Annotated in this window: 34 protein-coding genes; 23 read left to right on the top strand and 11 right to left on the bottom strand. The window is 29.9% G+C overall.

The window, feature by feature from the left end:
- Positions 1-52: 52 nt before the first annotated feature.
- The 3 genes from TX50_RS03805 to chrA are packed head-to-tail and all read left to right on the top strand — an operon-like array spanning position 53 to position 3,603.
- On the top strand, positions 53-1,075 hold the full coding sequence (locus TX50_RS03805; RefSeq protein ID WP_011132347.1) for an ArsJ-associated glyceraldehyde-3-phosphate dehydrogenase: 1,023 nt from the start codon (positions 53-55) through the stop codon (positions 1,073-1,075).
- An 11-nt stretch (positions 1,076-1,086) separates the two neighbouring features.
- Positions 1,087-2,346 carry an organoarsenical effux MFS transporter ArsJ gene (gene arsJ / locus TX50_RS03800; protein ID WP_011132346.1) on the top strand — a complete coding sequence of 420 codons (1,260 nt, stop codon included), beginning with the start codon at positions 1,087-1,089 and terminating at the stop codon, positions 2,344-2,346.
- Positions 2,347-2,376: 30 nt separating this feature from the next.
- Positions 2,377-3,603 carry a chromate efflux transporter gene (gene chrA / locus TX50_RS03795; protein ID WP_011132345.1) on the top strand — a complete coding sequence of 409 codons (1,227 nt, stop codon included), beginning with the start codon at positions 2,377-2,379 and terminating at the stop codon, positions 3,601-3,603.
- A 49-nt stretch (positions 3,604-3,652) separates the two neighbouring features.
- Here the strand turns inward: chrA and pstS are convergent, their stop codons facing one another.
- Positions 3,653-4,624 (bottom strand): phosphate ABC transporter substrate-binding protein PstS, encoded by a 972-nt coding sequence (gene pstS / locus TX50_RS03790; protein WP_011132344.1) that lies wholly within the window; start codon positions 4,622-4,624, stop codon positions 3,653-3,655.
- A 358-nt stretch (positions 4,625-4,982) separates the two neighbouring features.
- Here pstS and TX50_RS03785 point away from each other — a divergent pair, with 358 nt between their 5' ends.
- The 3 genes from TX50_RS03785 to TX50_RS03775 all read left to right on the top strand — a co-directional run bounded on the left by TX50_RS03785 (position 4,983) and on the right by TX50_RS03775 (position 9,188).
- Positions 4,983-6,341 carry a porin gene (locus TX50_RS03785; protein ID WP_011132343.1) on the top strand — a complete coding sequence of 453 codons (1,359 nt, stop codon included), beginning with the start codon at positions 4,983-4,985 and terminating at the stop codon, positions 6,339-6,341.
- A gap of 161 nt (positions 6,342-6,502) precedes the next feature.
- Positions 6,503-8,785, top strand: coding sequence for an esterase-like activity of phytase family protein (locus TX50_RS03780; protein ID WP_011132342.1), 2,283 nt, complete (start codon positions 6,503-6,505; stop codon positions 8,783-8,785).
- A gap of 76 nt (positions 8,786-8,861) precedes the next feature.
- Positions 8,862-9,188 (top strand): hypothetical protein, encoded by a 327-nt coding sequence (locus TX50_RS03775; protein ID WP_011132341.1) that lies wholly within the window; start codon positions 8,862-8,864, stop codon positions 9,186-9,188.
- Between the two features lie 16 nt (positions 9,189-9,204).
- Here TX50_RS03775 and TX50_RS03770 read toward each other — a convergent pair whose 3' ends face one another.
- From TX50_RS03770 to TX50_RS03750, 6 genes are all read right to left on the bottom strand, one after another.
- Positions 9,205-10,353 (bottom strand): PAS domain-containing sensor histidine kinase, encoded by a 1,149-nt coding sequence (locus TX50_RS03770; protein WP_011132340.1) that lies wholly within the window; start codon positions 10,351-10,353, stop codon positions 9,205-9,207.
- On the bottom strand, positions 10,350-11,078 hold the full coding sequence (locus TX50_RS03765) for a response regulator transcription factor (RefSeq protein WP_011132339.1): 729 nt from the start codon (positions 11,076-11,078) through the stop codon (positions 10,350-10,352). Before TX50_RS03765 ends, TX50_RS03770 begins: the two co-directional genes overlap by 4 nt.
- 286 nt (positions 11,079-11,364) lie before the next feature.
- Positions 11,365-12,420: a potassium channel family protein gene (locus TX50_RS03760; RefSeq protein WP_011132338.1), complete on the bottom strand. Its 1,056-nt coding sequence runs from the start codon at positions 12,418-12,420 to the stop codon at positions 11,365-11,367.
- 181 nt (positions 12,421-12,601) lie between these two features.
- Positions 12,602-12,733 carry a hypothetical protein gene (locus tag TX50_RS09925; RefSeq protein ID WP_268741265.1) on the bottom strand — a complete coding sequence of 44 codons (132 nt, stop codon included), beginning with the start codon at positions 12,731-12,733 and terminating at the stop codon, positions 12,602-12,604.
- Between the two features lie 85 nt (positions 12,734-12,818).
- Positions 12,819-13,172: a DUF1499 domain-containing protein gene (locus TX50_RS03755; protein ID WP_011132337.1), complete on the bottom strand. Its 354-nt coding sequence runs from the start codon at positions 13,170-13,172 to the stop codon at positions 12,819-12,821.
- 345 nt (positions 13,173-13,517) lie between these two features.
- Positions 13,518-13,904, bottom strand: a complete 387-nt coding sequence (locus TX50_RS03750) for a hypothetical protein (protein ID WP_011132336.1) — start codon at positions 13,902-13,904, stop codon at positions 13,518-13,520.
- A gap of 283 nt (positions 13,905-14,187) precedes the next feature.
- Here TX50_RS03750 and TX50_RS03745 point away from each other — a divergent pair, with 283 nt between their 5' ends.
- On the top strand, positions 14,188-14,499 hold the full coding sequence (locus TX50_RS03745) for a DUF3303 domain-containing protein (RefSeq protein ID WP_011132335.1): 312 nt from the start codon (positions 14,188-14,190) through the stop codon (positions 14,497-14,499).
- A 304-nt stretch (positions 14,500-14,803) separates the two neighbouring features.
- Here TX50_RS03745 and TX50_RS03735 read toward each other — a convergent pair whose 3' ends face one another.
- Positions 14,804-15,046, bottom strand: coding sequence for a hypothetical protein (locus TX50_RS03735; RefSeq protein WP_011132334.1), 243 nt, complete (start codon positions 15,044-15,046; stop codon positions 14,804-14,806).
- Between the two features lie 14 nt (positions 15,047-15,060).
- Entirely contained in the window at positions 15,061-15,297 is a 237-nt protein-coding gene (locus tag TX50_RS03730; protein WP_011132333.1) for a hypothetical protein, read from the bottom strand.
- A 532-nt stretch (positions 15,298-15,829) separates the two neighbouring features.
- Between TX50_RS03730 and TX50_RS09430 the strand changes: the two genes are divergently transcribed.
- The 6 genes from TX50_RS09430 to TX50_RS03710 all read left to right on the top strand — a co-directional run bounded on the left by TX50_RS09430 (position 15,830) and on the right by TX50_RS03710 (position 18,292).
- Positions 15,830-15,970 carry a hypothetical protein gene (locus TX50_RS09430; protein WP_157859388.1) on the top strand — a complete coding sequence of 47 codons (141 nt, stop codon included), beginning with the start codon at positions 15,830-15,832 and terminating at the stop codon, positions 15,968-15,970.
- A gap of 316 nt (positions 15,971-16,286) precedes the next feature.
- A complete protein-coding gene (locus TX50_RS03725; RefSeq protein ID WP_011132332.1) occupies positions 16,287-16,538 on the top strand; it encodes a hypothetical protein in 252 nt (83 codons plus the stop codon).
- Between the two features lie 22 nt (positions 16,539-16,560).
- Positions 16,561-16,716, top strand: a complete 156-nt coding sequence (locus tag TX50_RS09625) for a hypothetical protein (RefSeq protein WP_173027974.1) — start codon at positions 16,561-16,563, stop codon at positions 16,714-16,716.
- Between the two features lie 99 nt (positions 16,717-16,815).
- Complete coding sequence (locus TX50_RS03720) at positions 16,816-17,043, top strand: hypothetical protein (RefSeq protein ID WP_011132331.1); 228 nt, start codon at positions 16,816-16,818, stop codon at positions 17,041-17,043.
- Positions 17,043-17,297, top strand: a complete 255-nt coding sequence (locus TX50_RS03715) for a hypothetical protein (RefSeq protein WP_011132330.1) — start codon at positions 17,043-17,045, stop codon at positions 17,295-17,297. Before TX50_RS03720 ends, TX50_RS03715 begins: the two co-directional genes overlap by 1 nt.
- A 266-nt stretch (positions 17,298-17,563) precedes the next feature.
- Positions 17,564-18,292: a type 1 glutamine amidotransferase gene (locus TX50_RS03710; RefSeq protein ID WP_011132329.1), complete on the top strand. Its 729-nt coding sequence runs from the start codon at positions 17,564-17,566 to the stop codon at positions 18,290-18,292.
- Between the two features lie 312 nt (positions 18,293-18,604).
- Here the strand turns inward: TX50_RS03710 and TX50_RS03705 are convergent, their stop codons facing one another.
- Entirely contained in the window at positions 18,605-19,270 is a 666-nt protein-coding gene (locus tag TX50_RS03705) for an SDR family oxidoreductase (RefSeq protein ID WP_011132328.1), read from the bottom strand.
- A 103-nt stretch (positions 19,271-19,373) separates the two neighbouring features.
- Here TX50_RS03705 and TX50_RS03700 point away from each other — a divergent pair, with 103 nt between their 5' ends.
- The 8 genes from TX50_RS03700 to TX50_RS09275 all read left to right on the top strand — a co-directional run bounded on the left by TX50_RS03700 (position 19,374) and on the right by TX50_RS09275 (position 21,843).
- A complete protein-coding gene (locus TX50_RS03700; RefSeq protein WP_011132327.1) occupies positions 19,374-19,637 on the top strand; it encodes a hypothetical protein in 264 nt (87 codons plus the stop codon).
- A gap of 3 nt (positions 19,638-19,640) precedes the next feature.
- The gene (locus TX50_RS03695) at positions 19,641-19,844 is read left to right on the top strand and encodes a hypothetical protein (protein ID WP_036930822.1); all 204 of its coding nucleotides are present in this window, start codon (positions 19,641-19,643) and stop codon (positions 19,842-19,844) included.
- Positions 19,845-19,892: 48 nt separating this feature from the next.
- Positions 19,893-20,084, top strand: a complete 192-nt coding sequence (locus TX50_RS03690; protein WP_036930825.1) for a hypothetical protein — start codon at positions 19,893-19,895, stop codon at positions 20,082-20,084.
- Positions 20,081-20,296 carry a hypothetical protein gene (locus tag TX50_RS03685; RefSeq protein ID WP_011132326.1) on the top strand — a complete coding sequence of 72 codons (216 nt, stop codon included), beginning with the start codon at positions 20,081-20,083 and terminating at the stop codon, positions 20,294-20,296. Before TX50_RS03690 ends, TX50_RS03685 begins: the two co-directional genes overlap by 4 nt.
- Positions 20,297-20,516: 220 nt before the next feature.
- The gene (locus tag TX50_RS03680) at positions 20,517-20,723 is read left to right on the top strand and encodes a TIGR02450 family Trp-rich protein (protein ID WP_011132325.1); all 207 of its coding nucleotides are present in this window, start codon (positions 20,517-20,519) and stop codon (positions 20,721-20,723) included.
- 193 nt (positions 20,724-20,916) lie between these two features.
- The gene (locus TX50_RS09620; protein ID WP_173027972.1) at positions 20,917-21,078 is read left to right on the top strand and encodes a hypothetical protein; all 162 of its coding nucleotides are present in this window, start codon (positions 20,917-20,919) and stop codon (positions 21,076-21,078) included.
- Between the two features lie 371 nt (positions 21,079-21,449).
- A complete protein-coding gene (locus TX50_RS03675; RefSeq protein ID WP_011132324.1) occupies positions 21,450-21,584 on the top strand; it encodes a high light inducible protein in 135 nt (44 codons plus the stop codon).
- A 4-nt stretch (positions 21,585-21,588) separates the two neighbouring features.
- Positions 21,589-21,843: a chlorophyll a/b-binding protein gene (locus tag TX50_RS09275; RefSeq protein ID WP_011132323.1), complete on the top strand. Its 255-nt coding sequence runs from the start codon at positions 21,589-21,591 to the stop codon at positions 21,841-21,843.
- 523 nt (positions 21,844-22,366) lie between these two features.
- Here the strand turns inward: TX50_RS09275 and TX50_RS03665 are convergent.
- Entirely contained in the window at positions 22,367-22,549 is a 183-nt protein-coding gene (locus TX50_RS03665; protein ID WP_036930830.1) for a hypothetical protein, read from the bottom strand.
- A 670-nt stretch (positions 22,550-23,219) separates the two neighbouring features.
- Between TX50_RS03665 and TX50_RS03660 the strand changes: the two genes are divergently transcribed.
- A complete protein-coding gene (locus TX50_RS03660) occupies positions 23,220-23,429 on the top strand; it encodes a hypothetical protein (protein WP_036930833.1) in 210 nt (69 codons plus the stop codon).
- A gap of 105 nt (positions 23,430-23,534) precedes the next feature.
- Positions 23,535-23,708 (top strand): hypothetical protein, encoded by a 174-nt coding sequence (locus tag TX50_RS09615; RefSeq protein WP_173027970.1) that lies wholly within the window; start codon positions 23,535-23,537, stop codon positions 23,706-23,708.
- Positions 23,709-23,751 lie beyond the last annotated feature (43 nt).

Raw genomic sequence — 23,751 nt, 5'->3', positions numbered from 1 at the left:
TTGATACATCAAAATATTTTGATGTATAATTTAAATAGAAAATTTCAAAGTTATGAAAATTGGAATTAATGGTTTTGGAAGAATTGGCAGATTAGTTTTCAGAGCATTATGGGATAGAGCTGATACAGAAATAACTCATATAAATGAGATGGCAGGAGATTCGAATGCTGCTGCGCATCTACTCGAATTTGATTCAGTCCATGGTAGATGGGTGAAAGATATAAAGGTTAAAGAAGAAGAAATAATAATTGATGGAAAGAAATTAGCCTACACATCTTTTAAAAATTACCTTGATGTACCTTGGGAAAAATCTTCTGTAGATATTATTTTGGAATGTACAGGAAAGAATAAAAAGCCAGACAAACTAAATCCCTATTTTGATTCTCTTGGAATGAAAAGAGTAATAGTAGCTTGTCCAGTTAAAGGAATTGTTGCAGAAGCTGAATCACTTAATATTGTTTACGGTATAAATCAAAATCTTTATGACCCTTCCAAACATAAATTAGTAACTGCAGCATCCTGCACTACAAATTGTTTAGCTCCGATAGTAAAGGTAATTAATGAAAATTTCTCAATTAAACATGGCGCTATTACAACTATTCACGATGTCACGAACACTCAAGTTCCTGTAGATTTTTATAAAAGTGATTTGAGGAGAGCAAGAGGATGTATGCAAAGTTTAATACCTACTACTACTGGATCTGCTAAAGCAATAGCTGAGATCTTCCCAGAATTAAAAGGAAAATTAAATGGCCATGCAGTAAGAGTTCCTCTACTTAATGGTTCTTTAACAGATGCAGTTTTTGAATTAAATAATGCTGTAACTGAAGAGCAAGTAAATAATGAATTTAAAAAAGCATCTGAAACATATTTAGAAGGAATTCTTGGTTACGAAGAAAGACCTTTAGTTTCTGCAGATTATGTAAATGACTCTAGAAGTTCAATAGTTGATAGTTTATCAACAATGGTTGTTAATTCAAATTTATTAAAGATATACGCTTGGTACGACAACGAATGGGGTTACAGCTGCAGGCTTGCAGATCTTACTGAATATGTAATCAAAAAAGAGATTTAATTTATGTCTTTATGAAGTTATCTAATATTCAACAATATAGTGTTGTAACAGCAAACTATTGGGCGTTCACGCTTACTGACGGCGCATTAAGATTATTAGTTGTTGGTCACTTTCATGAACTAGGTTATACAACTCTGCAAATTGCTTTACTTTTCCTTTTTTATGAGTTTTTTGGAATAATTACTAATCTATATGGTGGCTGGATAGGAGCAAGATATGGTTTAAGGCTTACTTTATGGATTGGGACTATCCTTCAAATCATTGCCCTTTTTATGCTTATTCCAGTTAAGGAGGATTGGCCAGTAATATTTAGTGTCGCATACGTTATGATTGCTCAAGCAGTCAGTGGGATAGCAAAAGATTTAAATAAAATGAGTGCTAAAAGTGCTGTTAAGACAGTTGTTCCAAAGACAAATAATGGCAATGATACTAGCCAAAAACAACTTTTTAAATGGGTTGCTATTTTAACTGGATCTAAAAATGCCCTTAAAGGAGTTGGTTTTTTCTTGGGTGGACTGTTATATAAGTTATTTGGATTCAATAATGCTGTAGGGATTATGGGTTTTGGACTCTGCTTAGCCTTTTTATTGACATTAATTTTACCTGGAGAAATTGGCAAGATGAAAACCAAACCAGCTTTTAATGATCTTTTCTCAAAATCAGATGCCATAAATATTCTTTCAGCAGCAAGATTCTTTCTTTTTGGAGCAAGAGATGTTTGGTTTGTTGTAGCTCTTCCAGTATTCCTTGATATGGCATTTGGTTGGGACTACATGGAAATAGGATTCTTTCTTGGGGCCTGGGTAATAGGTTATGGAATTGTTCAGGCTTCGGCTCCAGCAATTAGAAAAATGTGGGGCCAGAAAGAAAGTCCAGATCGTAAAGCTATCCAATTTTGGAGTGCCGTATTAATGGTCATACCATCTTTGATAGGAATCGCATTATGGAGAGAAAGTTCTCCATCAATAGCAATAATTTTAGGACTAACTATTTTTGGGTTTGTTTTTGCAATGAATTCTTCTACACATTCTTATATGATTTTGGCATACTCTGATAATGAAAAAGTCAGTTTAAATGTTGGCTTCTATTACATGGCAAATGCTTCTGGAAGACTAGTTGGAACATTACTATCTGGCTTACTATTTATGATTGGGAGAAATCCAAGTATTGGTCTTCAATATTGTCTTTATTTTTCATCACTTCTAATATTATTATCTTGGATTTCGAGTCTTAAATTACCATCAATCAAACAAAGCTTATCATCACCATAAAAACTAATTTTTAGAAATTAGAGTATTTAAATGGCAAAAATATCATTAATTGAACTTGCAAAAATTTTTCTAAAAATTGGTATTTTCAGTTTTGGAGGACCATATGCTCATATTTCTTTATTCGAAGATGAACTTATAAATAATAAAAAATTAATAACAACACAATCTTTTGAAAAAGGTATTGGATTATGTCAAATACTTCCAGGACCAATATCTACTCAATTAGCAATATATATAGGTCTTAAAATTAATGGTTATCTTGGTGGATTGATATCCGGGATATGTTTCATTATCCCTGGATTCGTTTCGGTATTAGTTTTTAGTTTTTTTTGGCAAATTGGTTCTGGATCAAAATTCTTAACAGATTTAATTTATTTTAATCCTCCTATTATTGCAGGAATAATTTTTTCATTCTCTTTAGTTCTATTAAAAAAAAGATTAAAGGTTGATCGAATATTTTTCTCTAGCTCAATATTATTTCTCCTTATATTTGCCAAATATAATAGTATTCAATTTCCACTCATAACAATTCTTACTATTGCAGGATTGATAAATATATTTTTAAGGAAATTCAAAGATATTTTTTATAGCTTGGTCCCTTTATCTATATTTTCAACGACCTCATTTTTGTTTAGTTCACTCTCTATAAATATTTTTAAGTTTTTTAATTTTTTAAAAGATTCTTTAAACTCAAAGTTTTTAATAAATTATCTTAATCTGTTTTTATTCTTTTTCAAATCGGGACTTTTTATATTTGGAGGCGGATTAGTAATTATTCCTTTAATGAGTGATTACGTTATCTCACAAGGATGGTTAACAAATAATGAATTTATTGATGGCATAATGATTGGTCAAATAACGCCTGGTCCTGTCTTATTAACTACAAGTTTTATTGGATATAAAGCAGGTTTTTCAATTGGAGGTATTAATCAGGCTTTGAAATATTCATTTATATCAACGTTTGCAATATTTTTACCAAGTTTTATTTTGATTTTTATTTTTGGAAAAGGCCTTTTAAAAAATAGAAATAATTTATTAACTTTCTTTATTGAAGGAGTAATAAATACAATTCCAGGTGCAGTTATTTTTTCTGGCTTTAATTTAATAGAGGATTACCTTTCATCAAAATACACTTTAATAAGCTCAATTTTTATAATTTCCATTTCAACTTTACTAACTTTTTTTAAAGTAGTTCCAACATACATACTTATCCTTATTTCTCTAATATTAGGTTCAACAAAATATCTTTTTGCATAAAAAAAGGGAGAATTAATTTCTCCCTTTATGTAAATATATTTTTTAAATATTATCTACCAATTTTCTTAACTGCAGCTCTTGATTTCTCAAGGATATCTCCTTTAAGTGGAACAAATCCTAAAGTTGGAGCTTTATCTTGATATTCATCACTTAGAAGTGTGCTTAATGACTTCTTGATAGCTTTAGTATTTCTACCATTGCCTTTTTCATAAGCAAGTATCCATGTTAGAGAAGCAATTGGATATGCACCTTTTGCTGTTGGATTAGGATTCTTACCCGCAAGATTTTCATCTAAAGTAATGCCGTTAAGAGCTTTAGCTCCAGCTTCAACAGATGGTTTTAAAAATTCACCTGATAAATTCTGAAGTGCTGCTGCCTTAACATTACCTTTAATATAGGACTGGTTAACATAACCAATTGCACCTGGAGTATTTTGAATTACACCGGCAACACCTGAATTTCCTTTTGCTCCAACACCTGCTGGCCACTTAACTGATTTACCAGTTCCTAGAGTCCATGTTGGTGAAAATGCTTCCATAGAGTTTGTGAAAGCCTTAGTAGTTCCTGAACCATCAGAGCGATGTGCCCAAGTTAGTTTGCCGGCTTTACAACCTAATTCTTTCCAGTTTTTAACCATACCCATTGCAACCTGTACTGCTTGTTCTTGAGTAAGTTTTAAATCGCAATCATAGTTGTATCCGAAAGCAATAGTTCCACCAACCATAGGAATTTGAACTAGACCTCTAGTAACCTTTGCAATATCCTTATCTTTCATTGGATCATCTGATGCACCGAAGTTAACAGTTTGATCAATAAATGCTTTTCTTCCAGAACCAGAACCAACTGCCTGGTAATTAACTCTTGGTCCACCTGATTTTGCTAAATCAGAAAACCATCTAGTATAGATTTTTGCTGGAAATGAAGCACCAGCTCCACTCAATCTTGTTGAAGCGGTTACACTTGGACCAGCTATAAGAGCTAGCGCAGAAGTGAATAGGAGAGCTTTCTTTGCAATGCTCATAAGTCTTGTTTTAAAATGTTGAAAGACTCCATATTTATAGCATCTTATGTATTTGTTTAGTAATGGTTTTCTTAAGCTTATTTAATAATTAATAGCTAATTAATCTTCTCTTAAACTTATCTTATACCAAGCTTTATTCAGTTAGGTTTCTAAAACTTATTAAAAGAATTTCTGAGAAATTTATTTTCAAATATTTTTAAATTTGAATACAAGACTTAAAAATATGTCAATCAATATAAGAAATGATTAAGGGCTAGTTAAAAATAGCTTTATTTTACCAACTCTTGTAAATTTCTTAACCTTACAAAGTTATAAAAAGTTTGGATTAACATCCATTTTTAAAAGTGTGTGACTTTACATGAAATTATTTCAAAAATTAATTGCAGTTCCTGCAGTTATATCTATGAGTACTGGTTTTGCAGTTAACGCTGCAGAGATCAATTCAATTGATCTTAACAGTTACTCTGATTCTTCAAAGGTTGCTTCTATGAGCGACTTCCAAAGTAATGAGTTCTTTCCAGGAGATTGGACTTATGAATCTTTAAAAGAATTATCAACAAAAACAAATAATGTTGATTCTTCAATCTTCAACGGTAAATCAATTTCTCGTATCCAAGCTGCAGCTGTTTTGAATTCAGTAATTCAATCAGATGATCTTCTTGCAGGCGGAGAAGGAATGATGAACGGATCAATGATTAATCGCTTAAGTGACGAACTTGGTTCTGAGTTGGCAATTATGAAGGGAAGAGTTGATGGCCTTGAAGCTCGTGTTAACGAATTTGAAGCTGGACAGTTTTCAGAAACTACTACTATGAGTGCTGGAGCAGGGTTCCTAATAGGTGCAACTGATTCAGCGAGTGGTCAAACTGGGCTTAACAACAATGATACAGTTCAGTTTGAATACATCCTTGAAGTTGACTTTAATACAAGCTTCACAGGTGAAGATAAGTTAAACATTGAGATTGAAACTGGAAATGGTCTAACAAATGTTGGTGCTGACAAGGTTGGTTTAGACTGGGGTTCAGGTAACGCTGACGTACTAAAGCTTGACGACATTAACTACTCTTTCCCTGTAGGTTCTTGGGATATGGCAGTTGGTCATTCTATGGATGCATCCAAGACTTGGCCTAATGCATGTTCCATGAATAACATGGTTGACAACTTAGGTGATTGTGGCGCTGCAAACTCTGTTGACTTAAGTGGTGATACATCATTTAGTGCTTCAACTGGATTTGGAGATGGTTTTGAACTTGGAATAGGTGTATCTGGTGGAGATGGTACCGGTTTGTTCACTGAACAAAGTTCTGACGCTTATGGCTTAGCTGTTGGTTATGAGACAGATTCATACGGCTTCACAGCAGCTTACTCTGATAAAGACACAGCCAGCTACTACGGTTTAACTGCTTATTACAGTCCTGAAGGATTACCAACTACACTTAGTGGTGGTTTTGAATTCGGTACTCCAGAAGGTACAGGGGAAGACACAACTCAGTGGGCTTTTGGAATCAGTGGTGATGTAGGCGAAGGTACATTAAGTGCAAACGTTGGAACTAATGGTCAAATGAAAGACAGTACAACAGACGTCTATGCATACGATCTTTCTTACGAATATCCACTTAACGACAGTATGAGTGTTACTCCTTTTGTTTACGTTTCTGAAGTAGCAGGTTCAGATAACACTACTGGATTTGGTTCATTCCTATCATTCTCATTCTAATTAAATTAATTAGAAAATCTTACACACAAAAAAAGACCTATCTAGCGATAGGTCTTTTTTTTTTGCTTATATTTTTAAAACCTTAAATTGATCTTAATAAATGTATTTTTTGTTCTTAACTTTAGAAAGGGAAGATTAATTAGTATTTTCATATGCAATAAATGAAAAAAAAATTAGCTGCTGTAAGTTTTTCAGCATTACTTGCAATTGTCGCCTCATCTACAACTAGTGGATTTGCAAGTTGGAACACAAAGTATTGGACAAATGAAAAAAACTTTAACAGAATTTCTTCTTTTAATGTAAGTGAAAATTTACCAGAGGGATCAAAATCTACAACCAAAACATCTTCTGAAGTAGTTACAGCCTCAGAAGATGGAAAGACATTGATGTATACAGATAGTGATCTAGGGGTAGTTGGTTTAGTTGATATTTCTGATCCTGCAAAACCAAAAGCCCTTGGGATTGTAGAGCTTGAAGCAGAACCAACTGGAATTGCTGCTTTAGGAAATAATATATACATAGGATCAAATACATCTGAAAGCTATACCAATCCATCAGGAGCTTTAGTTCAATATAATTTAGACAAAAGAAGAGCGGTAAAAGAATGTGATCTTGGTGGGCAACCTGACAGCGTTTTTGTTTCACCAGATGGTTCGTTTTTAGCAGTTGCAATAGAAAATGAAAGAGATGAAGAGTATAAAGATGGACAGATTCCTCAATTAGATGAAGATGGGAAACAGATTAACCCTGCTGGATATGTTTCTCTTGTAAAGCTAAATAAAAAAGGAAAAATACAATGTAATTCTATTAAAAAGGTAGATTTAACTGGATTAGCAAGTATCGCCCCAAGTGATCCAGAACCTGAATTTGTTGCAATTAATGATCTTGGTGAAACTGTAGTTTCTATTCAAGAGAATAACCATCTTGCAGTTATCGATAAAGAAGGTAAAGTTATTTCACATTTTACAGCTGGCATTGTAAAACAAATGGCTGGTATGGATACAAAGAAAGATGGTGCTCATAAATTCAAGAAAAAGCTAAAAAATGTAAGAAGAGAACCAGACGGTCTGACATGGATAGATAACGATCATTTTGCAACAGCGAACGAAGGGGACTATAAACATAAAGCTCCTGGACAAGCAAAAAGAGGTGGATCAAGATCTTGGACTATTTTCAAAAAAGATGGAACAGTAGTATATGAGGATGCAAATAGATTAGAAAGATCAATCGCCCAAATAGGTCATTTCCAAGATGGGAGAGCTGGCAAAAAAGGTGTAGAACCTGAATCAGTTACATTCGGTAAAATTGATGGTACACCGTATTTATTCGTTGGTGCAGAAAGAGCAGGAATAGTAGCTGTTTACGATATAACAGAATTAAGTCAACCAGTATTGACTCAACTATTACCTTCCGGAATTGGACCAGAAGGATTTGTTGCTATTCCTGATAGAGGTCTAATAGCATCAGCAAATGAAAAAGACTACAACAAAAAAGAGCCTGGTTTATCATCTCATGTGACTATTTATCAACTGCAAGACGCGCCAGCTTCTTACCCACATTTAACAAATGAAAATGGCCTTGAATTTGTTTCTTGGGGAGCTATAAGTGGAATGGTTTCTGGTGAAGACGGAAAAATCTATGCTGTAAATGATGGAACATTTAAAACTCAGCCAAGAATATATGTAATTGATCCTTCAAGTTCACCAGCTTTACTAGAAAGAGCTATAGATATAAAGCTTGATGGCAAAACAGCTTTATTTATGGATCAAGAGGGTATTACAACTGATGGGAGGGGTGGGTTTTATATATCTACCGAAGGAATCAAGAAAAAACTAACTGAACATCCACCCGCTATTTACCATGTAAGCTCAGAGGGTGACATTTTAGAGAAGATAACTCCACCGCCTTCATATCTTAATTATGCTAAAAACCCTGGTTTCGAAGGAATAACAAGAAATGGAAATATCCTTTATATTGCTCAACAAAAACCATGGGGTGATGATACTTTCAATACAACTAAAATACTTTCCTATAACCTTATAAGTAAGCAATGGGGGGCTGTAAATTATCAATTAGATAGAATCAAAAAGGGTGGCGTAGGGATTTCTGAGTTGACCTATCATGACGGAGCTCTTTACGTTATTGAAAGAGATAGTTTTTATGGTAAAAAGGCAAAGCTAAAAGCCATATATAAAGTTGATTTAGATGGTGTAGTTTTCGAAGGTCTTCAAACTACTATGCCTCCAAGACTTTATCCTTTAGTTGAAAAAGAATTGGTTACTGATCTAAAACCAGTAATGAAATCCACTGGTGGTTTTATTCTTGAAAAGGTTGAAGGATTAGCCATTAATAATGATGGTCAAGCCTGGATCTCAACTGATAATGATGGAACTGGAAAGAAATCAACAGGAGAAACACTTTTCCTAAATATAGGAAAAATTTAAAATCAAACAAAGATACCACCTTATAAACAGGTGGTATCTTTTCATCAATTTCTTTTAGTTTAATTAAAATTTAGGTATGAAATATTTACTATTTATTCTTTTTTTAACTAATCCAGCTAAAGCTGAAACAAAATATTATTGGCAGGGTGTTAGGCATTATTTAAATCGACCTAAACTAATGATTGAAGCATGCAAAGATATGAAAGAAGAAAATAATATCGACACTTCGGCTTTCGAAAGCATGTATATGCCAACTTTACCCGATAGGCTCTGGTTAGCTATTGGGAAAAAGGATTCTTATTGGGCAGATGATCTTAAAGAAGGTAGTATTCTTTTTACAAGGGAGGGTGTTTTGAATTTAAAAAGGTTTATAGCAGAAAAATCATGCCCCGAAATCTTTTAAAAATTATTTTCAAATGTTATTTAACTAAAGGAAATATAGTTTCTATAGTCGCCCCGCCATCTTTATTATTGTAGGCCTTAATAAATCCTTTATTGTTAGTGATTATTGTTTTTGTTATTGAAAGACCTAGTCCGCTTCCACTTTTTTTAAATTTTGACCTAGAAGGATCTCCTCGATAAAAACGTCCAAAAACCTTATTAAAATCGCCATCTTCTATACCTACCCCATTGTCACGAATTTTGATAACCACAGAACTATCTCTTCTAAAAATTTCAATTTTAATTTCCTCTTTATTAGGTGAATATCTAATAGCATTATCGATAATGTTTATATAAGCTCTTTTTAAATTCTGATAATCACCTGAAATCAAATACTTATCTAAACACTTGATATTTATATTGACCTCTTTTTTTTCTGCAAGTGGCTTTAATGTCTCCCAAGTTTCAATAATTAATTTTCCAATAACAATTTTTTGATTTGTTGAGTAAGAAAAACTATTATTTAATTTCGAAAGTTCTAATGTCTCTTCAACCATTTTTTTTAATCTTTTAGATTCTTTTTTAAGCCTTTTAATAAGGTATTTATCTTTTTTTGAGACGGTTGATTCCAATCTTTCTCCAATAAGAATAAGAGATGTAAGGGGGGTTTTCAATTCATGAGAAACATCATTTATTAGTTGAGTTTGTCTATCTTTTAATGCTTCAATAGATAACTTACTTTCTAGTACTATTAAAAAAGTTTTTTTTCTTCCTTTTACTAGTCTTGCACTAATTGGATCGCCAAAGATATTGAAATCTAAATAGCAGGGTAAATCTTTTTTTCTTGAATAAAGAATTTTATCTCTTAAAATTTCTAATTCACTAATATCATTTATTGCTTTTCCAATAACATCCTTACACTTAATGCGCCTAATAAGTTTTAAAGCTTTATCGTTGATATATTTGATAGTTAAATCTGATGATAAAATAATCCATCCCTGAGAAGAATAATCCAACCAAGATAAAATTTCAAAAGGAGGAATTTTTTCAAAGGGAAAGTCAATAAACTCCTTATATCTTTTTTTAGTTAGTAAATTTTTATCTTCTCTTTTATGAAATTTTTTAACTTTAATCTTCCACTTTTCATGAAAGAACAATACTAATTCTTGAAGCGATTTAATTTTCATCCGAACCTATATCCAAAACCTCTAACAGTCTTTATAATTTTTGGCGCGGAGGGATTTTCTTCTAGTTTTTCTCTAAGCCATCTAACATGTACATCCACAGTTTTTGTATCTCCTATAAAATCTATAGCCCATATTTTTTCAAGTATTAAATCCCTAGACCATACCCTTTTAGGATTTTTGATAAATAATTCTAATAATTTGAATTCTTTTGGAGATAATATTATTTCTTGATTAAAATTTGTTACTCTGCATTCTTCTGTAAACATCTTAATATTTTTATATTCGATTATCGTTTCAATTTTTTGTTTCTTTTCTTTACCCCTTTTAGACCTTCTTAGTAAGGCTCTGCACCTAGCAATTAATTCACTAATCCCAAATGGCTTTGTTAGGTAATCATCAGCTCCTACTTCTAAGCCAAGAACCCTATCCGATTCATTTCCTTTTGCACTCAAAATCAATATAGGTGTATATAATTCTTCATTTCTTATTTTTCTGCATAACTCTAACCCATTTAAGCCTGGCAACATTAAATCCAGAAGGATAAGATCAAAATCTTTTATTCCTTCTCCCAAAATAAAATCTAAAGCACTAGACCCATCTTTAAAATTTGATACTTCAAAACCTTCACTTATTAATGATTCAGTAACAGTAAGCCTAATACTTTTATCATCTTCTATCAGAAGAATCTTTGATCCTTGCAAACTTTTATGTTCTTTAGCAGCCATGAAATCTCCTAACAAATTAATTTTATATAATCAAATTTATTTGTTGTAATTATTTCATATTTACGTTACATTCAATACTTATTTTTTATTTGATCTTATTTTCTTTTTAATTTTTCCTTAAACCTTTTTACTTATCTTTAGATTGTCTCTTTAATCTTCCTCACACAAAATTAAAGAGACAGACTTATTTAATTGAATAATTTGTATTTTCAGTAAAGTAAGGTGGTTTTTTCTTAAAATTAGAAAATTTTTTAAGATTAAGGAATTTTTTCAAAACCCTTTAAAATTACTTTAATAATTCAACTGAAACTACAAGATTTCCTAAAAGTCTATTAAGGGTAGTTAGTTGTTCCTTACTTCCAAAAGCAATTAATACCTGACCAGGCTGAAGTAAAAAATCACCTCCAGGATTGGTTATTAACTTTTCATCTTCCTTAATAGCTAATATTTTTGCACCACTCTTTTTACCTATTCCAAGCTCTAAAAGAGTAATCTTTTCTGCAGTTTCAAAAAGGCTAATATCATTACTTAATTCAAATTCTTCAATTTCACATTCACTTCCCGCCAATAAATCTAAGAAGTCAATCGCTATTGGTCTTAAAGCCATTGAGGCCATAGCTCTTCCCGCTGCTATGTAAGGACTAACAACAATACTTGCTCCAGCTAATCTCAATTTACTAGCTGCTTCTTCCGTTCCAGCTCTAGCAATTACTCTTATTGAACTTCTTATCCCTTTAGCACTTAAAACGACATATAGATTAGCAGCATCATTAGGTAAGGTAACAACCAAACTTTTGCATTTATCTAAACCAGCTAGTTTTAAGGTTTCATCAAGAGTTGCATCGGCACAAAGAACTTCTAATCCATTATCTTCAGCAATCTTTTTTCTATCTTCATCGCTTTCTACAACAATAATAGGAATATTTTGTGTTTTTATTTGATTAGATATTTCCTGACCTACCCTCCCATATCCGCACAAAATTACATGATTTTCCATTTTTCTTAGAAGTCTTTTAAAGCGTAATTCATTTACTCTTTGAAAATAGCCGGATTCAAATAATCTAACAGCTTTTTGGAAGGTAAATTGAATAAAAATTAATCCGCCAACGATTATAAGAACAGTGATAATTCTTCCTTCAGGACTTAAAGTTTGAACTTCTCCAAAACCAATAGTGGTTATTGTGATCAGAACCATCCATAAGCAATCACCCCAGTCCCAGCCCTCTGTAATTCGATACCCAATAGCACCTAAAAAAAATAGAAAGAATAAAGAATAAATAAGACCAAACCAAGGCCTTAAGTAGTCTTTAATAAAATAGAACTCAAATAATCTAAGCTTCATATCTCTTATTATCGTTAACTATTCAAAAATTTCACAATATTTTTCTATTATGTATCTAAAAGAATTTATTAATTTTGTGAAATACATATTTAGTCGGATATTAATATTTATTTTTGTCGCATTATGCATTAAACAAATGCTTTCTGTTTCAGGTGTAATTTAAATCTCTCAGAACAATTCTTTATTGTTTTACTTTTACTGACTCAATTAAAAAATCAGAAGCTGATCTCAACCAATCGGCTACGGTCAAACGTAAATCAGGCTGAGAATATACTAGAGCGACAATAATCGCAACTAAAATTATTTTCACCATGGCTGTTCAAATATTCTTTCGAATTAAAGCACATCTATAAAGTAAAAAGAACCTTAACTAAATATAAATCAGACTAATTACCTAATTAAAATTTCTCTAATTGATTAAATAAATATTCTACTCTTCTTAAATTAACACCTAAGTCTGATTGACCTAATCTTGCCGCTGATCTTATTTGAATTATCCCTTTGGACCTATCAACATAACTCCTTGCATCGAGTTTTAAAATCTCAAGATCGTCTGGAAATCTGAATATTGCACTTCTGCAAACACCTCTCCAGTAATTTTTACCACTTTCTAGGACTTCAGTTCTAGGTAAACCCTCAGCTAAAGAAACGAGTTGAATAAATTTTTGATCAAAATTTATTAGCTTCTTTTCAACTAAAACACTATTTAATGGGTTTGTTACTGGAGCAAGGCCTTGTGCTGTAAAAGTCATCTTATTAAAAACTATTCCAATGTTCTAACTGATTTTTCATGCAAAGTGAGAGCTAAAAGAAAACTAATTTTCTTGAACCAATTGATCTTTCTGAAACAAATTTTTATTTAAAATTTTTAAAACTTTAGGTTTTTTATAATTTTTTTTGATAAGGCGGGTTGTCTATTCTGATTACTTTTCAATTTTTTTATCCAAAACATTACTCCAATTAACAAAAAAAGTTCAATTGTTATTCCTAATCCAACCGCATTCATTATTATTTTTTCTCCTTTTTCTTTTTAGATCCCTCAATATAAGGAACAAGAATATTTAATAACCACTTTTTAAAAAAAATAATTGGATTCATTATTTATTATCCTTCCTCCACAAGCTTCTTCCTTTAATAAGATCTTCAATGTTAGGCCAGGCTGCTATTAATTCCTTAAGGGCTTTTCTATTTGGAGTATAAAAAATACATGAGAATGCACTAATTAAATAAATAATGAACCAGACTTTATTTTCTGAATAAGCTAAAAAGAATGAGAATATAAAACTTCCAACAAAGAAAAAGAAAAATAATCTATTTATTACTTCAAGAGGCGTTCTTTTAAGTCTGTAAAATCTTTTGTTTTTATTATTGATATTAGAATTAGCTTCAAACTTATTTTCATAAGAATTAATTATTTCCTCCTCAAGAATCTTGTCATAATCTAGATTTCCAGTTGGATTAGAATTATTTGACTTTCTATTCATGAACTTCTTATCAACTATATAAATTCACTTAATATTATAGATCTTAGTAAGAAAAAATTTAAGTCAAAATTTTACATGCTTCAAATCAGACAAAAAGATCATGTTTTTGAAAATACTCAAAAATGGTTTTATTTATAAACAAAAAATTACTTAAAATATTCTTTTTGATTTTTTCAATTCTTAGGATCATCAATAAGACTGGATTCTTTTAGATTTTTAGCAATCAAGTAATTGAAAGGCAATACTGTATTATCAAGCTTAAATATTAAAAATTTTAAATTACATGCAAAGATATTTAATTTCTTATGAATTTGCAGACGGTGAAGATCAAGAAGAAGGAGGGGAAATGCTTATTAATTGGTATGAATCGGGAGGTCCTCAAAATAGACCTGAGAACTACGAAGTTCATTCATGGATTTTTATGATCCAAAATGGCATTGGTCATTCCGTTGTTAGTGCAGATTCTTTAGAAACAATTTGGAAACAATGGCATCCATGGAGAAGACTTATGGATATTAATATTCAACCTTGTTTAGATCTTGATGAAACTGTGTCTTTATTTAAGAAGGAAAAAATGAATACCCGCATGGATTAAAAAAAATAAAGAAGTTTTTTCTAAATTTTCTTTTAGTAGCCATCAATACGTCAGACATATCTAACTGCGTTAAAAAAGGTTAGAAAAAATTTTTCAAGATGTTTGATTCTTATCACATTTATTTTAAAGGAGAAATTCTTTTTAAAAACCTTAGTAAGGATGAGTTTGAATTTGTTTGGGGCAAACTCTATACTTCCTATATTAATGCCTTAAATGAAGAACTTACATTTGAGATAATTAGTGAAAAGAGTGTCAAAGAGTCAGCTTATAATTTAGAACCATCCTATTGACATAACTAATTACTTCAGGAATAAAAGATAAAAAGTTTTTTATCTTCAATTTCACAATATTCTTTCTCTTCCTTACTGATATCAAGGCTTATATCTTTTGCCTCTATTTCAACATTTACGTTATAAGTCTTAAGAATTTCATTTCCCTTGAAAAGAGCAGCAATACCGATATCAGTTATGTACCAAACAAAATTAACTGTCTCACCAATTGGTTCCTCTTTTAAAGAATCAAGTAGAAAACCATGAGTAGAGTTCATTTAATTAAACTAATTTAATTGCCACCGTTGCAGTATCTAACTGCCTCTGCATTAGTACTACCATTTTCTACAATTTCAGTTACGCAATTATTAAATACTTTAGATTCCTTTTTTATAGAGCAAAATCCAAAAGCAATTGCCGCTAAAGCTATTGCAGATACGAAACTAGAACTAAGTTGAATAAAACCATAAGCAAACATGATTTTTTTCTTTCCACCACATTTCTTAGAATCTGTTTTTTCTTCTGTCATTTTTAATTTTTGAATATGACCTAATCTATTAGATTGATTTTGAATGTGAAAAATTAAACCAGAGAGAAAACCGAATTAACATATTTTTTTTTCAAATTTACAAAAAGTATTTGAAAAATATTATTAGGTGTAAAATTTTCCTTTAATAAAATTTTCATTTTGAAACATGTTGCAAATAAAAATATGTATTTGATTTACTAGAAAAAAATTTTATTTATAAAAATATCTTTTTTTAGAAAAGGAATGATCCCATTGTTGTTTCAGTAAGTTTTATTGATTATTAAACTACATTTAATAATTTATTGATGCAGTATTAATACTCAGAAAATAAGCCAAAAAACCCTGTTTTTATCATGATCCCCATGAGTTATCCACTTTTTAACCATTTTTCAACAGGTTTTTCCACAAGTTGTAGATTTAATTCACTTTTCTATGTGCGAAATAAAATATAAGCTTTTTTGTAAAAAATGTCACGCGGAATTCTTTTAGGAACGATAAGATCAAAGTTGGTTTTCCTAGATCTTAGAATTCAATGATTGAAAAAACAATTAAGAAACAATCATCTGATATGCAAAAAGATTTTAAAAAATCTAATCTTGATATTCTTACTGAAGAAAACGATCGTTTATTAAAGAGTCTTAAAAGACCAAGCGGTTCTTATAGAGCTGCTTGATAATTTAATTATTTTTAAAATTACAATATTCCATTAGTAATCTTTTATTAGATAGAGTCCAAAAATAACTTTACGCAAATTCAAACAATATTAATTTTATTTTACGGATATCTAAGAAACTTGAAAATTGAAAATATAAATTTTCTGTTAAATCCAATAATATCAAGGTTTAACACTTACGATAGTAATTAAAAGTAGTTATATTAAATAAATCTCATGTTGAGATTAAATATATATTCATTTTGAATTTTTCTAGAAAATACTTAATATTTTCTACCCAATCAATCTTTAGTACAATCATTCCACGTTTGAACCCATGACCATAAAAGAATTAAAAGTAAATTACAAAAAGCTTTTAAACAAAGCAGATAAAGCCAATGGCCGCAAAGAAACTGTTTCTTTTTTGAATAGAGCTGCTAAACTCAACTCCAAGATCTATTCTAAAACCAAGACTAATTGCATCAAATGCAATGGTGTAGGTTACTTAAGAATCTCATTAGACGAAGCCAGAACTTGTCTTTGCTGTTACGGAAAAGGTTTTTTGATGGAAGAGATCCAAAGATTTTAACTCTTTCAATATTTAATTAAAAATGAAAGATCTCATTCAAGCTCATAAAAAGATAATAAGTACGGTTAAAGAGCAGATGGGGTTTTCAGATTATGGAATGTATTGGCTAGCTTTTATTGAAGGTGGATTAACCATATGGTTGTTAGAAAGAATATTTTTTCACTGGTTAAAGTTTTAAAGAAAAATTTTAATCATTTGAGATATAAATTCTAATTTTTTTCAGTCTGAGAATATCGTTTCCATTTAAATAGTTGTAGGATGATAAAAAACTAATCATATGCAATTATTAGGTTTAATTTTACTCGCCGCTAGTAGCTGGTATCTCTGGAAACTCACTTCAAAATTTCTTGATGAGCCAACAAAAAAAGAGCTTTCGAATAGTTTTAATGGGCTAAAAAACAAATTGAAAGAAAGTAAAGAAAGTTTTTCAAAAGCAAAAATAAGTGAAGCCTGGGACAAGTATAAAAAGGAAGGTGGCGCTCTTTCTAATAAAAATAAAAAATAGTGGAAATTTTTAGTATCACAAGTTTTACTAAAGAAATATCTCGTATTGACCTAATTGGTATTTTGGTTGGTCATTTGGTATTTGCTATAGCCTTAACGCAAATTTTAGACTGGACGTGGCTTAAGAATTTAATGAGTGAGGAGGATAAAATAAAAATGCTAAATAGTTACACATGGAAAGACTTATTAGTTGACGGGGCTATCGTTGCTGTAGTTATTGGAATTATTTTTCTCATCGTAAGTATATTTCTATAAATGAACATCACATATATACTTTTGATATTTTTATTAGCCTCATTACTAATTTTTTCCCAAATAGTTAAGTCTTCAGAAAAATCCCCATAATAAATGTCAGAAATTTCTAGCAACTCATCGTCAGGTTGGTATTTAATAGCAATCGTAAGTACAATTTCTTTTTTAGCTTTGATATATTTTGGTAAAACAAAATAAACATCATTAATTAATTTTTTAATTATGTCATAAATAAAATTTGTTAATTGACTTCTGATTAAAAATTACAAATGAAAAGGTTATTAGTTTTACAACATTTAGAAATCGAAGGACCAGGGCTTTTTTATCAGATAGCTAAGGAGAGGGAGATGAATATAGAAATCATCCGTCTGGACCAAGGTGATGACCTACCTAAAACTAATAAAGACGATTTACTTTTAATAATGGGTGGACCAATGGGAGTCAAAGATATTGGGAGCACAAAATATCCATGGCTAAAAAAAGAAAGCGATTTTATAAATTCAGAATTAAAAAAAAAGACAAGAATTATCGGAGTTTGCTTAGGAGCTCAGTTATTAGCAAACGCAGCAGCAGGAGATGTCGAAATTTTAAAACAAGGATCTCCTCCTAAACCTTTACCAGAAATTGGATGGTCTCAAGTTTTTTTTAATCAATCAAATAATGACTTTAAGAAATTTTGTGAAACTCCTTTTCATGTCCTCCATTGGCATGGCGATAGAATTTTATTACCAAAAAATGCCGAACTCATAGCCAGTAGTATCCGTTGTAAAGAGCAATTTTTTAAGATTGGGGATTTAGCTTACGGTTTACAATTCCATGTCGAGTTAAAAAAGGAAATGACCGAAAGATGGATAAATGAGAATAAATTATTTATAACCAAAGGATTAGGTCCAAAGGGTCAGTCAATTCTAAGGGAGGAGGATAAACAGTATGGAGAAAAAACAATCTTAAAAAGAAAGGAATTAATAAATAAACTTTTTAATTTACTAAGCAAATAAAAAAGCCCTGTCACTTCAAGAGAAACAGAGCTTTTAATATTAATTTTGGTTGTTTTTATATAAATCTATTAATAATAAAACCTTTCTTCTTTATTAAAGAATAAGAGACCAATGAACAGGTTGTAGATACTGATTTCACGGTCTCTTCTGTAACCGTAATTTTCGGTAGATACGACAATGAATCACCTCCTTTACTAATATTTTCTCTAACATAACCAACATGATTTAATAAAGAAACTAAATATATTAAAATTTAAAGCTTTTTTAACAAATCATTTTTTATAAGCCAGAGTTCAAGAAAATAAATTAAATCTACCAAGGCAAAATCTCTCCATTAGTATGCCAAAATGTCCCAGTATTATTTTTATTAAGAGAGTCGATACGTTTTAAGAGTCCATTTGCGGATTCTTCTGTAGATATACCATTTTTTGTAAATCCAGTCATACGAGTACTTACTAAGCCTGGATGCAAAATAGCAACATAAATTTCTTCTTTTAACAAATCTCTTGAAAGTGATTTCGCTGCCATGGATAAAGCTACTTTAGACATCCTATAACCATAGGAGCTCCCGGATGAATTATCACCAATGGATCCCATTCTGCTCGTGATAAAACCAATCTTTGAATATTTTTTAAAAAGACCTTTCAGTGATCTAGTCATAGAAAGAGGACTTAAAGCATTTACTACAAATTGACGAATAATACTTTCATGATCAAAATTATCAATCGAATTAAATTCATAAATACCTGCATTATGAATTAAACAATCTAATTCAACCCCTGATAGTGATTGCCTTAAATTATTGATTGAATCCTCTGAAGAAATATCAATATCTTCTTCAATTCTTACACCCAAGTTTTTTAAATCTGAAGAAGCCTCTCTACAGGTAGCTATTACCTCATCTCCTCTCTCAATTATTTGTTTACATAATTCCAATCCAATTCCTCTATTTGAACCAGTTATGAGGTAAGTAGACATATTTTTAGATAATTTCAAATATTATAATTTCTGAAGCCCTAAAAAAAAATTTAATTCCGAATTCATTTGGTGTAATGGAAAGGATTTTAGTTATAATTTGAAAATGTCAGAAAGTAAAAGTCCATTAGACAGAATTTATAGATTAATAGCATCGCATGCTTGGATGACTGAGAACGAAGCAAAGGTATTATTAGTAATGATGTATGCATCCGGAACAAAGTCTTTAGGATTGGAGGGTAAAGGTTTAAACAAATTTATGGAAAGGTCATTAGAAAAAATGTGTTCCGATAACAAAGAAAACTTACAAGAATATCTTTTAAAAATTAAAGATAAATTTCCCAACAATGAATTACTTTCAGAAGATTAATTCATGGAGATCTTAAATCAAGAATTTACTCAAGAATTAATTAGACTTACTTGGAGAAATCCTGTTTTTATGGCTTTCGCAATAGCATTGATATGGCTAATCCCACAATTACTAATTCGAAGAACTTTGTCAGAAAATTATAAGAAAAAGAAATTACAAAAACAAAAAGACAAGATTGAGAAGCTATACCCTAAATCTCTTAAATAAAAATTTAAGCTTCATAGTAAATTTAGTTTAGTTTAAGAGAATTTTTTCATGAATTATAAAATTATAAGAATTGATGGAAAAGAAGATGATGTCACATCGCAAACTTTTTCAAACTTTGCAGATGCTTATGATTTATTAGATAAAATATATGGAGATATATGTTGTTCAGATGCTGATTATGGAGATATCATTTATTACGATATTATAGAAGATAAGAAAAGAGAAAAAACAAATACATGAAAAAGGAATCTGAAACTTGGGAACCTACTTATGAACAAAATATTGGAATAGTTTCAAGTGTTTATGAATTTATTAAAGGGGAACTTTCTGAGCTTCAAGAAATAACGGAATGTCCTGATTCTTTTATTTATGATTTCATTGCAAGAATCCAACATGAGTGGCATCCAGAATCATGTCACTCATTGGCTAGGAATCAAAAAAAAAAAGAATGAGGAATGAGAAAATAAATTTTTAACAATTCATAAGATTAAAAAATAATACAATTATTTTACTCATTGATTTATTTTTAATATTATTCAAAATTAAATATTATTAAAAATGATTATTCGAGTATTGGGTATAGTTTTAATTCTTGGAACTATTGCATACTATGGTTTAGTTTTAACAGGCAATAGCACGTTATAAAATTCTTTTTTTTTAGAAAATTAATATATGAAATGGCCTCCCACAAATTGCTGGACAGCACCAAAAACAATCGAAGGAAATCGTCATTATCAAGTAAAGGCCTATGGAGGTAAAAATGACAAAAGATGGGTAGATCTATTCCCAACAAAAAACAAAAAAGATATTAAAAGGATTTCTTGGTTAACTCTAAAATCAAAATGGACTAGCGGTTGGTTGAGGCTTCCAAAAGATTGAGCAATTTAAATTATATCAAAAGACTGTTGGATAAATTTTAATGATATTTTCAACTTAAAATTTTTTACTTAAATCGTTAGTTAAATAATTAAAGAAAAGTTTATGAATAATTATTATTAACTAACATTTTGTAAAAATCTATACTTTTATAAAAAACTCTTTCTTTTAATATCCACTAAGAAACAAATTTAAAATGAAGCAAGAGCAAAATAAGAAATGGCCTAATAAAAAAATAATCCGCTCAGCAAAATTTGAAGCTAAAGAACAATTTACTAAATCAGCATTAGAAAATTTAAAAACTGAAAATGAGAGAATTGTTAATTCATTAAAAGAATCTGGTGAAATCGATTATTAAAATTTCTAATTTTCATAAATTTAATAAAAGACTACAGAATAAATAATTATTAACTATTATAGTTTTTAAACTACCTTAAATAATGGATAAAATTTCTTTAGCAAATGCACATTTACCTCAATTGATAGGTTTAGTATTAATGTCAATTGGCTACACTCTTGGAAACAAGTTTTACCTACCTCAAGTAAACAAAAATAACTAATAAATAAAATAGTTTAGAGAAAAAATTTTTTAAATTTATAAATCTAATAAATTTTTCCACACTTATGTAACAAAAATGTAATTAAATATCCAGAAAAAGCTATATTTCACCTTTTTTATTACAATACGTAAATTTTGTGTTACATTTATTAATAATTAATAACTTAATAATGGCAAAAATCAAATCTGTTGAAAAAGAAAAAATTGTTGCTGAAAAACTTAATGGGAGATTTGCAATGATTGGGTTCATTGCGGCGGTTGGAGCTTATTTAACAACTGGTCAAATTATTCCTGGATTCGTTTAATCTAATGAGTCCACTTACTGGTTTTATAATTGTCGTTATAGCTATAACATTGCAATTTACCCTTTACACCATAAAGAGATTACAGGAGCCTTTAGACCCTAATTTATTTGATTCCCAAAAGTCCCCCAAAATGAATAACAGAAAAAAAAGCTTTTGGAAAAATGCCGAAATAACAAATGGGAGGTTAGCCATGGTTGGTTTATTGGCCTTAGTTGTAAATTATGGTTTTTTTGGATGGATAATTCCAGGTTTTATTTAAATAGTTAAGATTTCAAATATTGTTTAAATAAAGCATAAAACTTATTAAGTATCTTAATATATTCTTCAAACACTAAAAATTAATTTTTTAATTTTAATTCCAATAATAGAAATTTAAAATAGTGATTCAAAATTGATATGATTAACATTTTATAATTTACCTAAATTGTGTATAAATAATTAAAAACTTAATTCATTCAAATCCTTTAGCAAGTTCTTCATAACAGACTAAAAAATTTAGAATAATTCACTTGTAATCAATAAACAAGTTGGGATAAAAAGAATTAAAAAGGTTAATCACAATAGACTAAACAATACTGATTAGTAGGATGATTTGAACATTCCTTATCTCAATAACTTTTAATTAAAGCTTCTTAATTTTTTTCAGTATTTTTTTTAGGTACTCAGGAATATAAGTATATAAAACTAATTCTTCGTTAGCCTTATTAGAGTAGTTGTGGAAGTAATTAAAGTACTTTGGTAGAACTGTGAAAGGCGTTTGAATCTTCATGTTTTTCTCCTAATTAGTAATGAAAATAGGAAATTTCTTCTGATGTCTTTGGAACAAAAGAACAAATCCCAAATTGCATGCATTCCATTTGGTCATCAGATAAAGCTCTTGAGTTTGACTCAAGAGCAGTAAAAATATTTAGAAAAGAATTGACTGCATTTTTGAGCATATGTTTATATGAATTCCCGCAATACATGATTAACCTCCTTTTTAAGAAATGTTTTAAACCCTAGTTATTCAGCAATGCAATAGGGGTCACTTTTTGATTTGCTGCAAAAAATAGTTTTGCGTAAATAGGCTTTTTCATATTGTTCATAAATATTTTGAGTCATAAAAACTCCAAAATAAATAAGTAATACAGTCAATATGAGTAGCTCTAATCCCAAGTTGGTCATTTGATAACCTCCTTTGATTTGAGTGTTATCTAGTACGTACTACTTGTAAAAATCAAGCGTAAGAATACCTAAAATAATTATTAAACGTTATCTGTTAAAAACTTTAGAAGAAAAAATAAAAAGTTTGTTCATACTAAGTTTTAAATAAATCAGCATATTTGCGCATATACAAAAAAATTTATTCATACTAACTTTGAATTATTCAAACGGAGGGATTAGAAATGATTGATAGTCCACCAGAGAAGTTCATTAGATTGGTTTAAGCAGCCAATTGTTTACTATTACACATAACTAAGTTAAGAGGTTGATTACTAAAGTCAGTAGTCAATCTTTTTTTTCTTTTTTAATGGAGGCTAAATAATAAAAAAACATTTTTATATCTTTAAAAAAAATGGTATAAATATGAATACTGCTGTTGCTAGTATTTGGATTAAATGAAAAATTTACTAATTTAATCCATAATATTTTTAAATGTTTAAAACTATTTTTAGATTAATTTTATTAATTTTAATGGTTGGATTTATTACTATCAGTCCAAGAACAAGATTCATAGTTGGAGTATCTTTAAAGCAAATATCTTCATTTTTTTTATGGACAGTTAAATATGAAGACAGAGAGAAATGGATTATGGATAAACCCAGTTGGATTCCAACTCAAGTCTTGACCCCTCTAAATAAGTAATTTCATCTAAATCTGTAAAGCAAATCCAAATAAAAGATTAAATTTCTGGGGTTTCTTATAAAAACATTTTATAAATGTATTCGTATTTAAAGAATCGGAGAAACAATGGAAAATAAAAAAGGTATGAAAGTAGAGCCATTGAATTTCTTTTCAAACGATATGAAGGTAGCCAAAGATCAGCTAGCTCATAATCATTTAAAGTTAACTTATCAAAGGGATTCAGTTACAGATCTAGAACAAAAACATAAAGAATGGGCCCAAGAAGATACCGCAAGTTAATACTTAAACAATTAGTTTGTTTGACGATAGATATTTACAATTA

It is taken from the genome of Prochlorococcus marinus subsp. pastoris str. CCMP1986, from assembly GCF_000011465.1.
Classification (GTDB): Bacteria; Cyanobacteriota; Cyanobacteriia; order PCC-6307; family Cyanobiaceae; genus Prochlorococcus_A; species Prochlorococcus_A pastoris.
This window is presented reverse-complemented; position numbering and strand designations above follow the sequence as displayed.

What these genes read in the sequence shown, in the direction of transcription:
- chrA (WP_011132345.1), top strand. Translation starts at nt 2,377, where the DNA reads ATGGCAAAAATATCATTAATTGAACTTGCAAAAATTTTTCTAAAAATT.
- TX50_RS03680 (WP_011132325.1), top strand. Translation starts at nt 20,517, where the DNA reads ATGAAATGGCCTCCCACAAATTGCTGGACAGCACCAAAAACAATCGAA.
- TX50_RS03805 (WP_011132347.1), top strand. Translation starts at nt 53, where the DNA reads ATGAAAATTGGAATTAATGGTTTTGGAAGAATTGGCAGATTAGTTTTC.
- TX50_RS03705 (WP_011132328.1), bottom strand. Translation starts at nt 19,270, where the DNA reads ATGTCTACTTACCTCATAACTGGTTCAAATAGAGGAATTGGATTGGAA.
- TX50_RS03725 (WP_011132332.1), top strand. Translation starts at nt 16,287, where the DNA reads ATGACCATAAAAGAATTAAAAGTAAATTACAAAAAGCTTTTAAACAAA.
- TX50_RS09615 (WP_173027970.1), top strand. Translation starts at nt 23,535, where the DNA reads ATGGAAAATAAAAAAGGTATGAAAGTAGAGCCATTGAATTTCTTTTCA.
- TX50_RS03710 (WP_011132329.1), top strand. Translation starts at nt 17,564, where the DNA reads ATGAAAAGGTTATTAGTTTTACAACATTTAGAAATCGAAGGACCAGGG.
- TX50_RS09430 (WP_157859388.1), top strand. Translation starts at nt 15,830, where the DNA reads ATGATTGAAAAAACAATTAAGAAACAATCATCTGATATGCAAAAAGAT.
- TX50_RS03685 (WP_011132326.1), top strand. Translation starts at nt 20,081, where the DNA reads ATGAAAAAGGAATCTGAAACTTGGGAACCTACTTATGAACAAAATATT.
- TX50_RS03760 (WP_011132338.1), bottom strand. Translation starts at nt 12,420, where the DNA reads ATGAAGCTTAGATTATTTGAGTTCTATTTTATTAAAGACTACTTAAGG.
- TX50_RS03665 (WP_036930830.1), bottom strand. Translation starts at nt 22,549, where the DNA reads ATGTATTGCGGGAATTCATATAAACATATGCTCAAAAATGCAGTCAAT.
- TX50_RS03765 (WP_011132339.1), bottom strand. Translation starts at nt 11,078, where the DNA reads ATGGCTGCTAAAGAACATAAAAGTTTGCAAGGATCAAAGATTCTTCTG.
- TX50_RS09625 (WP_173027974.1), top strand. Translation starts at nt 16,561, where the DNA reads ATGAAAGATCTCATTCAAGCTCATAAAAAGATAATAAGTACGGTTAAA.
- TX50_RS03745 (WP_011132335.1), top strand. Translation starts at nt 14,188, where the DNA reads ATGCAAAGATATTTAATTTCTTATGAATTTGCAGACGGTGAAGATCAA.
- TX50_RS03675 (WP_011132324.1), top strand. Translation starts at nt 21,450, where the DNA reads ATGGCAAAAATCAAATCTGTTGAAAAAGAAAAAATTGTTGCTGAAAAA.
- TX50_RS03695 (WP_036930822.1), top strand. Translation starts at nt 19,641, where the DNA reads ATGGAGATCTTAAATCAAGAATTTACTCAAGAATTAATTAGACTTACT.
- TX50_RS03755 (WP_011132337.1), bottom strand. Translation starts at nt 13,172, where the DNA reads ATGACTTTTACAGCACAAGGCCTTGCTCCAGTAACAAACCCATTAAAT.
- TX50_RS03735 (WP_011132334.1), bottom strand. Translation starts at nt 15,046, where the DNA reads ATGAACTCTACTCATGGTTTTCTACTTGATTCTTTAAAAGAGGAACCA.
- arsJ (WP_011132346.1), top strand. Translation starts at nt 1,087, where the DNA reads ATGAAGTTATCTAATATTCAACAATATAGTGTTGTAACAGCAAACTAT.
- TX50_RS03690 (WP_036930825.1), top strand. Translation starts at nt 19,893, where the DNA reads ATGAATTATAAAATTATAAGAATTGATGGAAAAGAAGATGATGTCACA.
- TX50_RS03780 (WP_011132342.1), top strand. Translation starts at nt 6,503, where the DNA reads ATGAAAAAAAAATTAGCTGCTGTAAGTTTTTCAGCATTACTTGCAATT.
- TX50_RS09620 (WP_173027972.1), top strand. Translation starts at nt 20,917, where the DNA reads ATGAAGCAAGAGCAAAATAAGAAATGGCCTAATAAAAAAATAATCCGC.
- TX50_RS03770 (WP_011132340.1), bottom strand. Translation starts at nt 10,353, where the DNA reads ATGAAAATTAAATCGCTTCAAGAATTAGTATTGTTCTTTCATGAAAAG.
- TX50_RS03720 (WP_011132331.1), top strand. Translation starts at nt 16,816, where the DNA reads ATGCAATTATTAGGTTTAATTTTACTCGCCGCTAGTAGCTGGTATCTC.
- TX50_RS09275 (WP_011132323.1), top strand. Translation starts at nt 21,589, where the DNA reads ATGAGTCCACTTACTGGTTTTATAATTGTCGTTATAGCTATAACATTG.
- TX50_RS09925 (WP_268741265.1), bottom strand. Translation starts at nt 12,733, where the DNA reads ATGGTGAAAATAATTTTAGTTGCGATTATTGTCGCTCTAGTATATTCT.
- pstS (WP_011132344.1), bottom strand. Translation starts at nt 4,624, where the DNA reads ATGAGCATTGCAAAGAAAGCTCTCCTATTCACTTCTGCGCTAGCTCTT.
- TX50_RS03750 (WP_011132336.1), bottom strand. Translation starts at nt 13,904, where the DNA reads ATGAATAGAAAGTCAAATAATTCTAATCCAACTGGAAATCTAGATTAT.
- TX50_RS03700 (WP_011132327.1), top strand. Translation starts at nt 19,374, where the DNA reads ATGTCAGAAAGTAAAAGTCCATTAGACAGAATTTATAGATTAATAGCA.
- TX50_RS03785 (WP_011132343.1), top strand. Translation starts at nt 4,983, where the DNA reads ATGAAATTATTTCAAAAATTAATTGCAGTTCCTGCAGTTATATCTATG.
- TX50_RS03660 (WP_036930833.1), top strand. Translation starts at nt 23,220, where the DNA reads ATGTTTAAAACTATTTTTAGATTAATTTTATTAATTTTAATGGTTGGA.
- TX50_RS03775 (WP_011132341.1), top strand. Translation starts at nt 8,862, where the DNA reads ATGAAATATTTACTATTTATTCTTTTTTTAACTAATCCAGCTAAAGCT.
- TX50_RS03730 (WP_011132333.1), bottom strand. Translation starts at nt 15,297, where the DNA reads ATGACAGAAGAAAAAACAGATTCTAAGAAATGTGGTGGAAAGAAAAAA.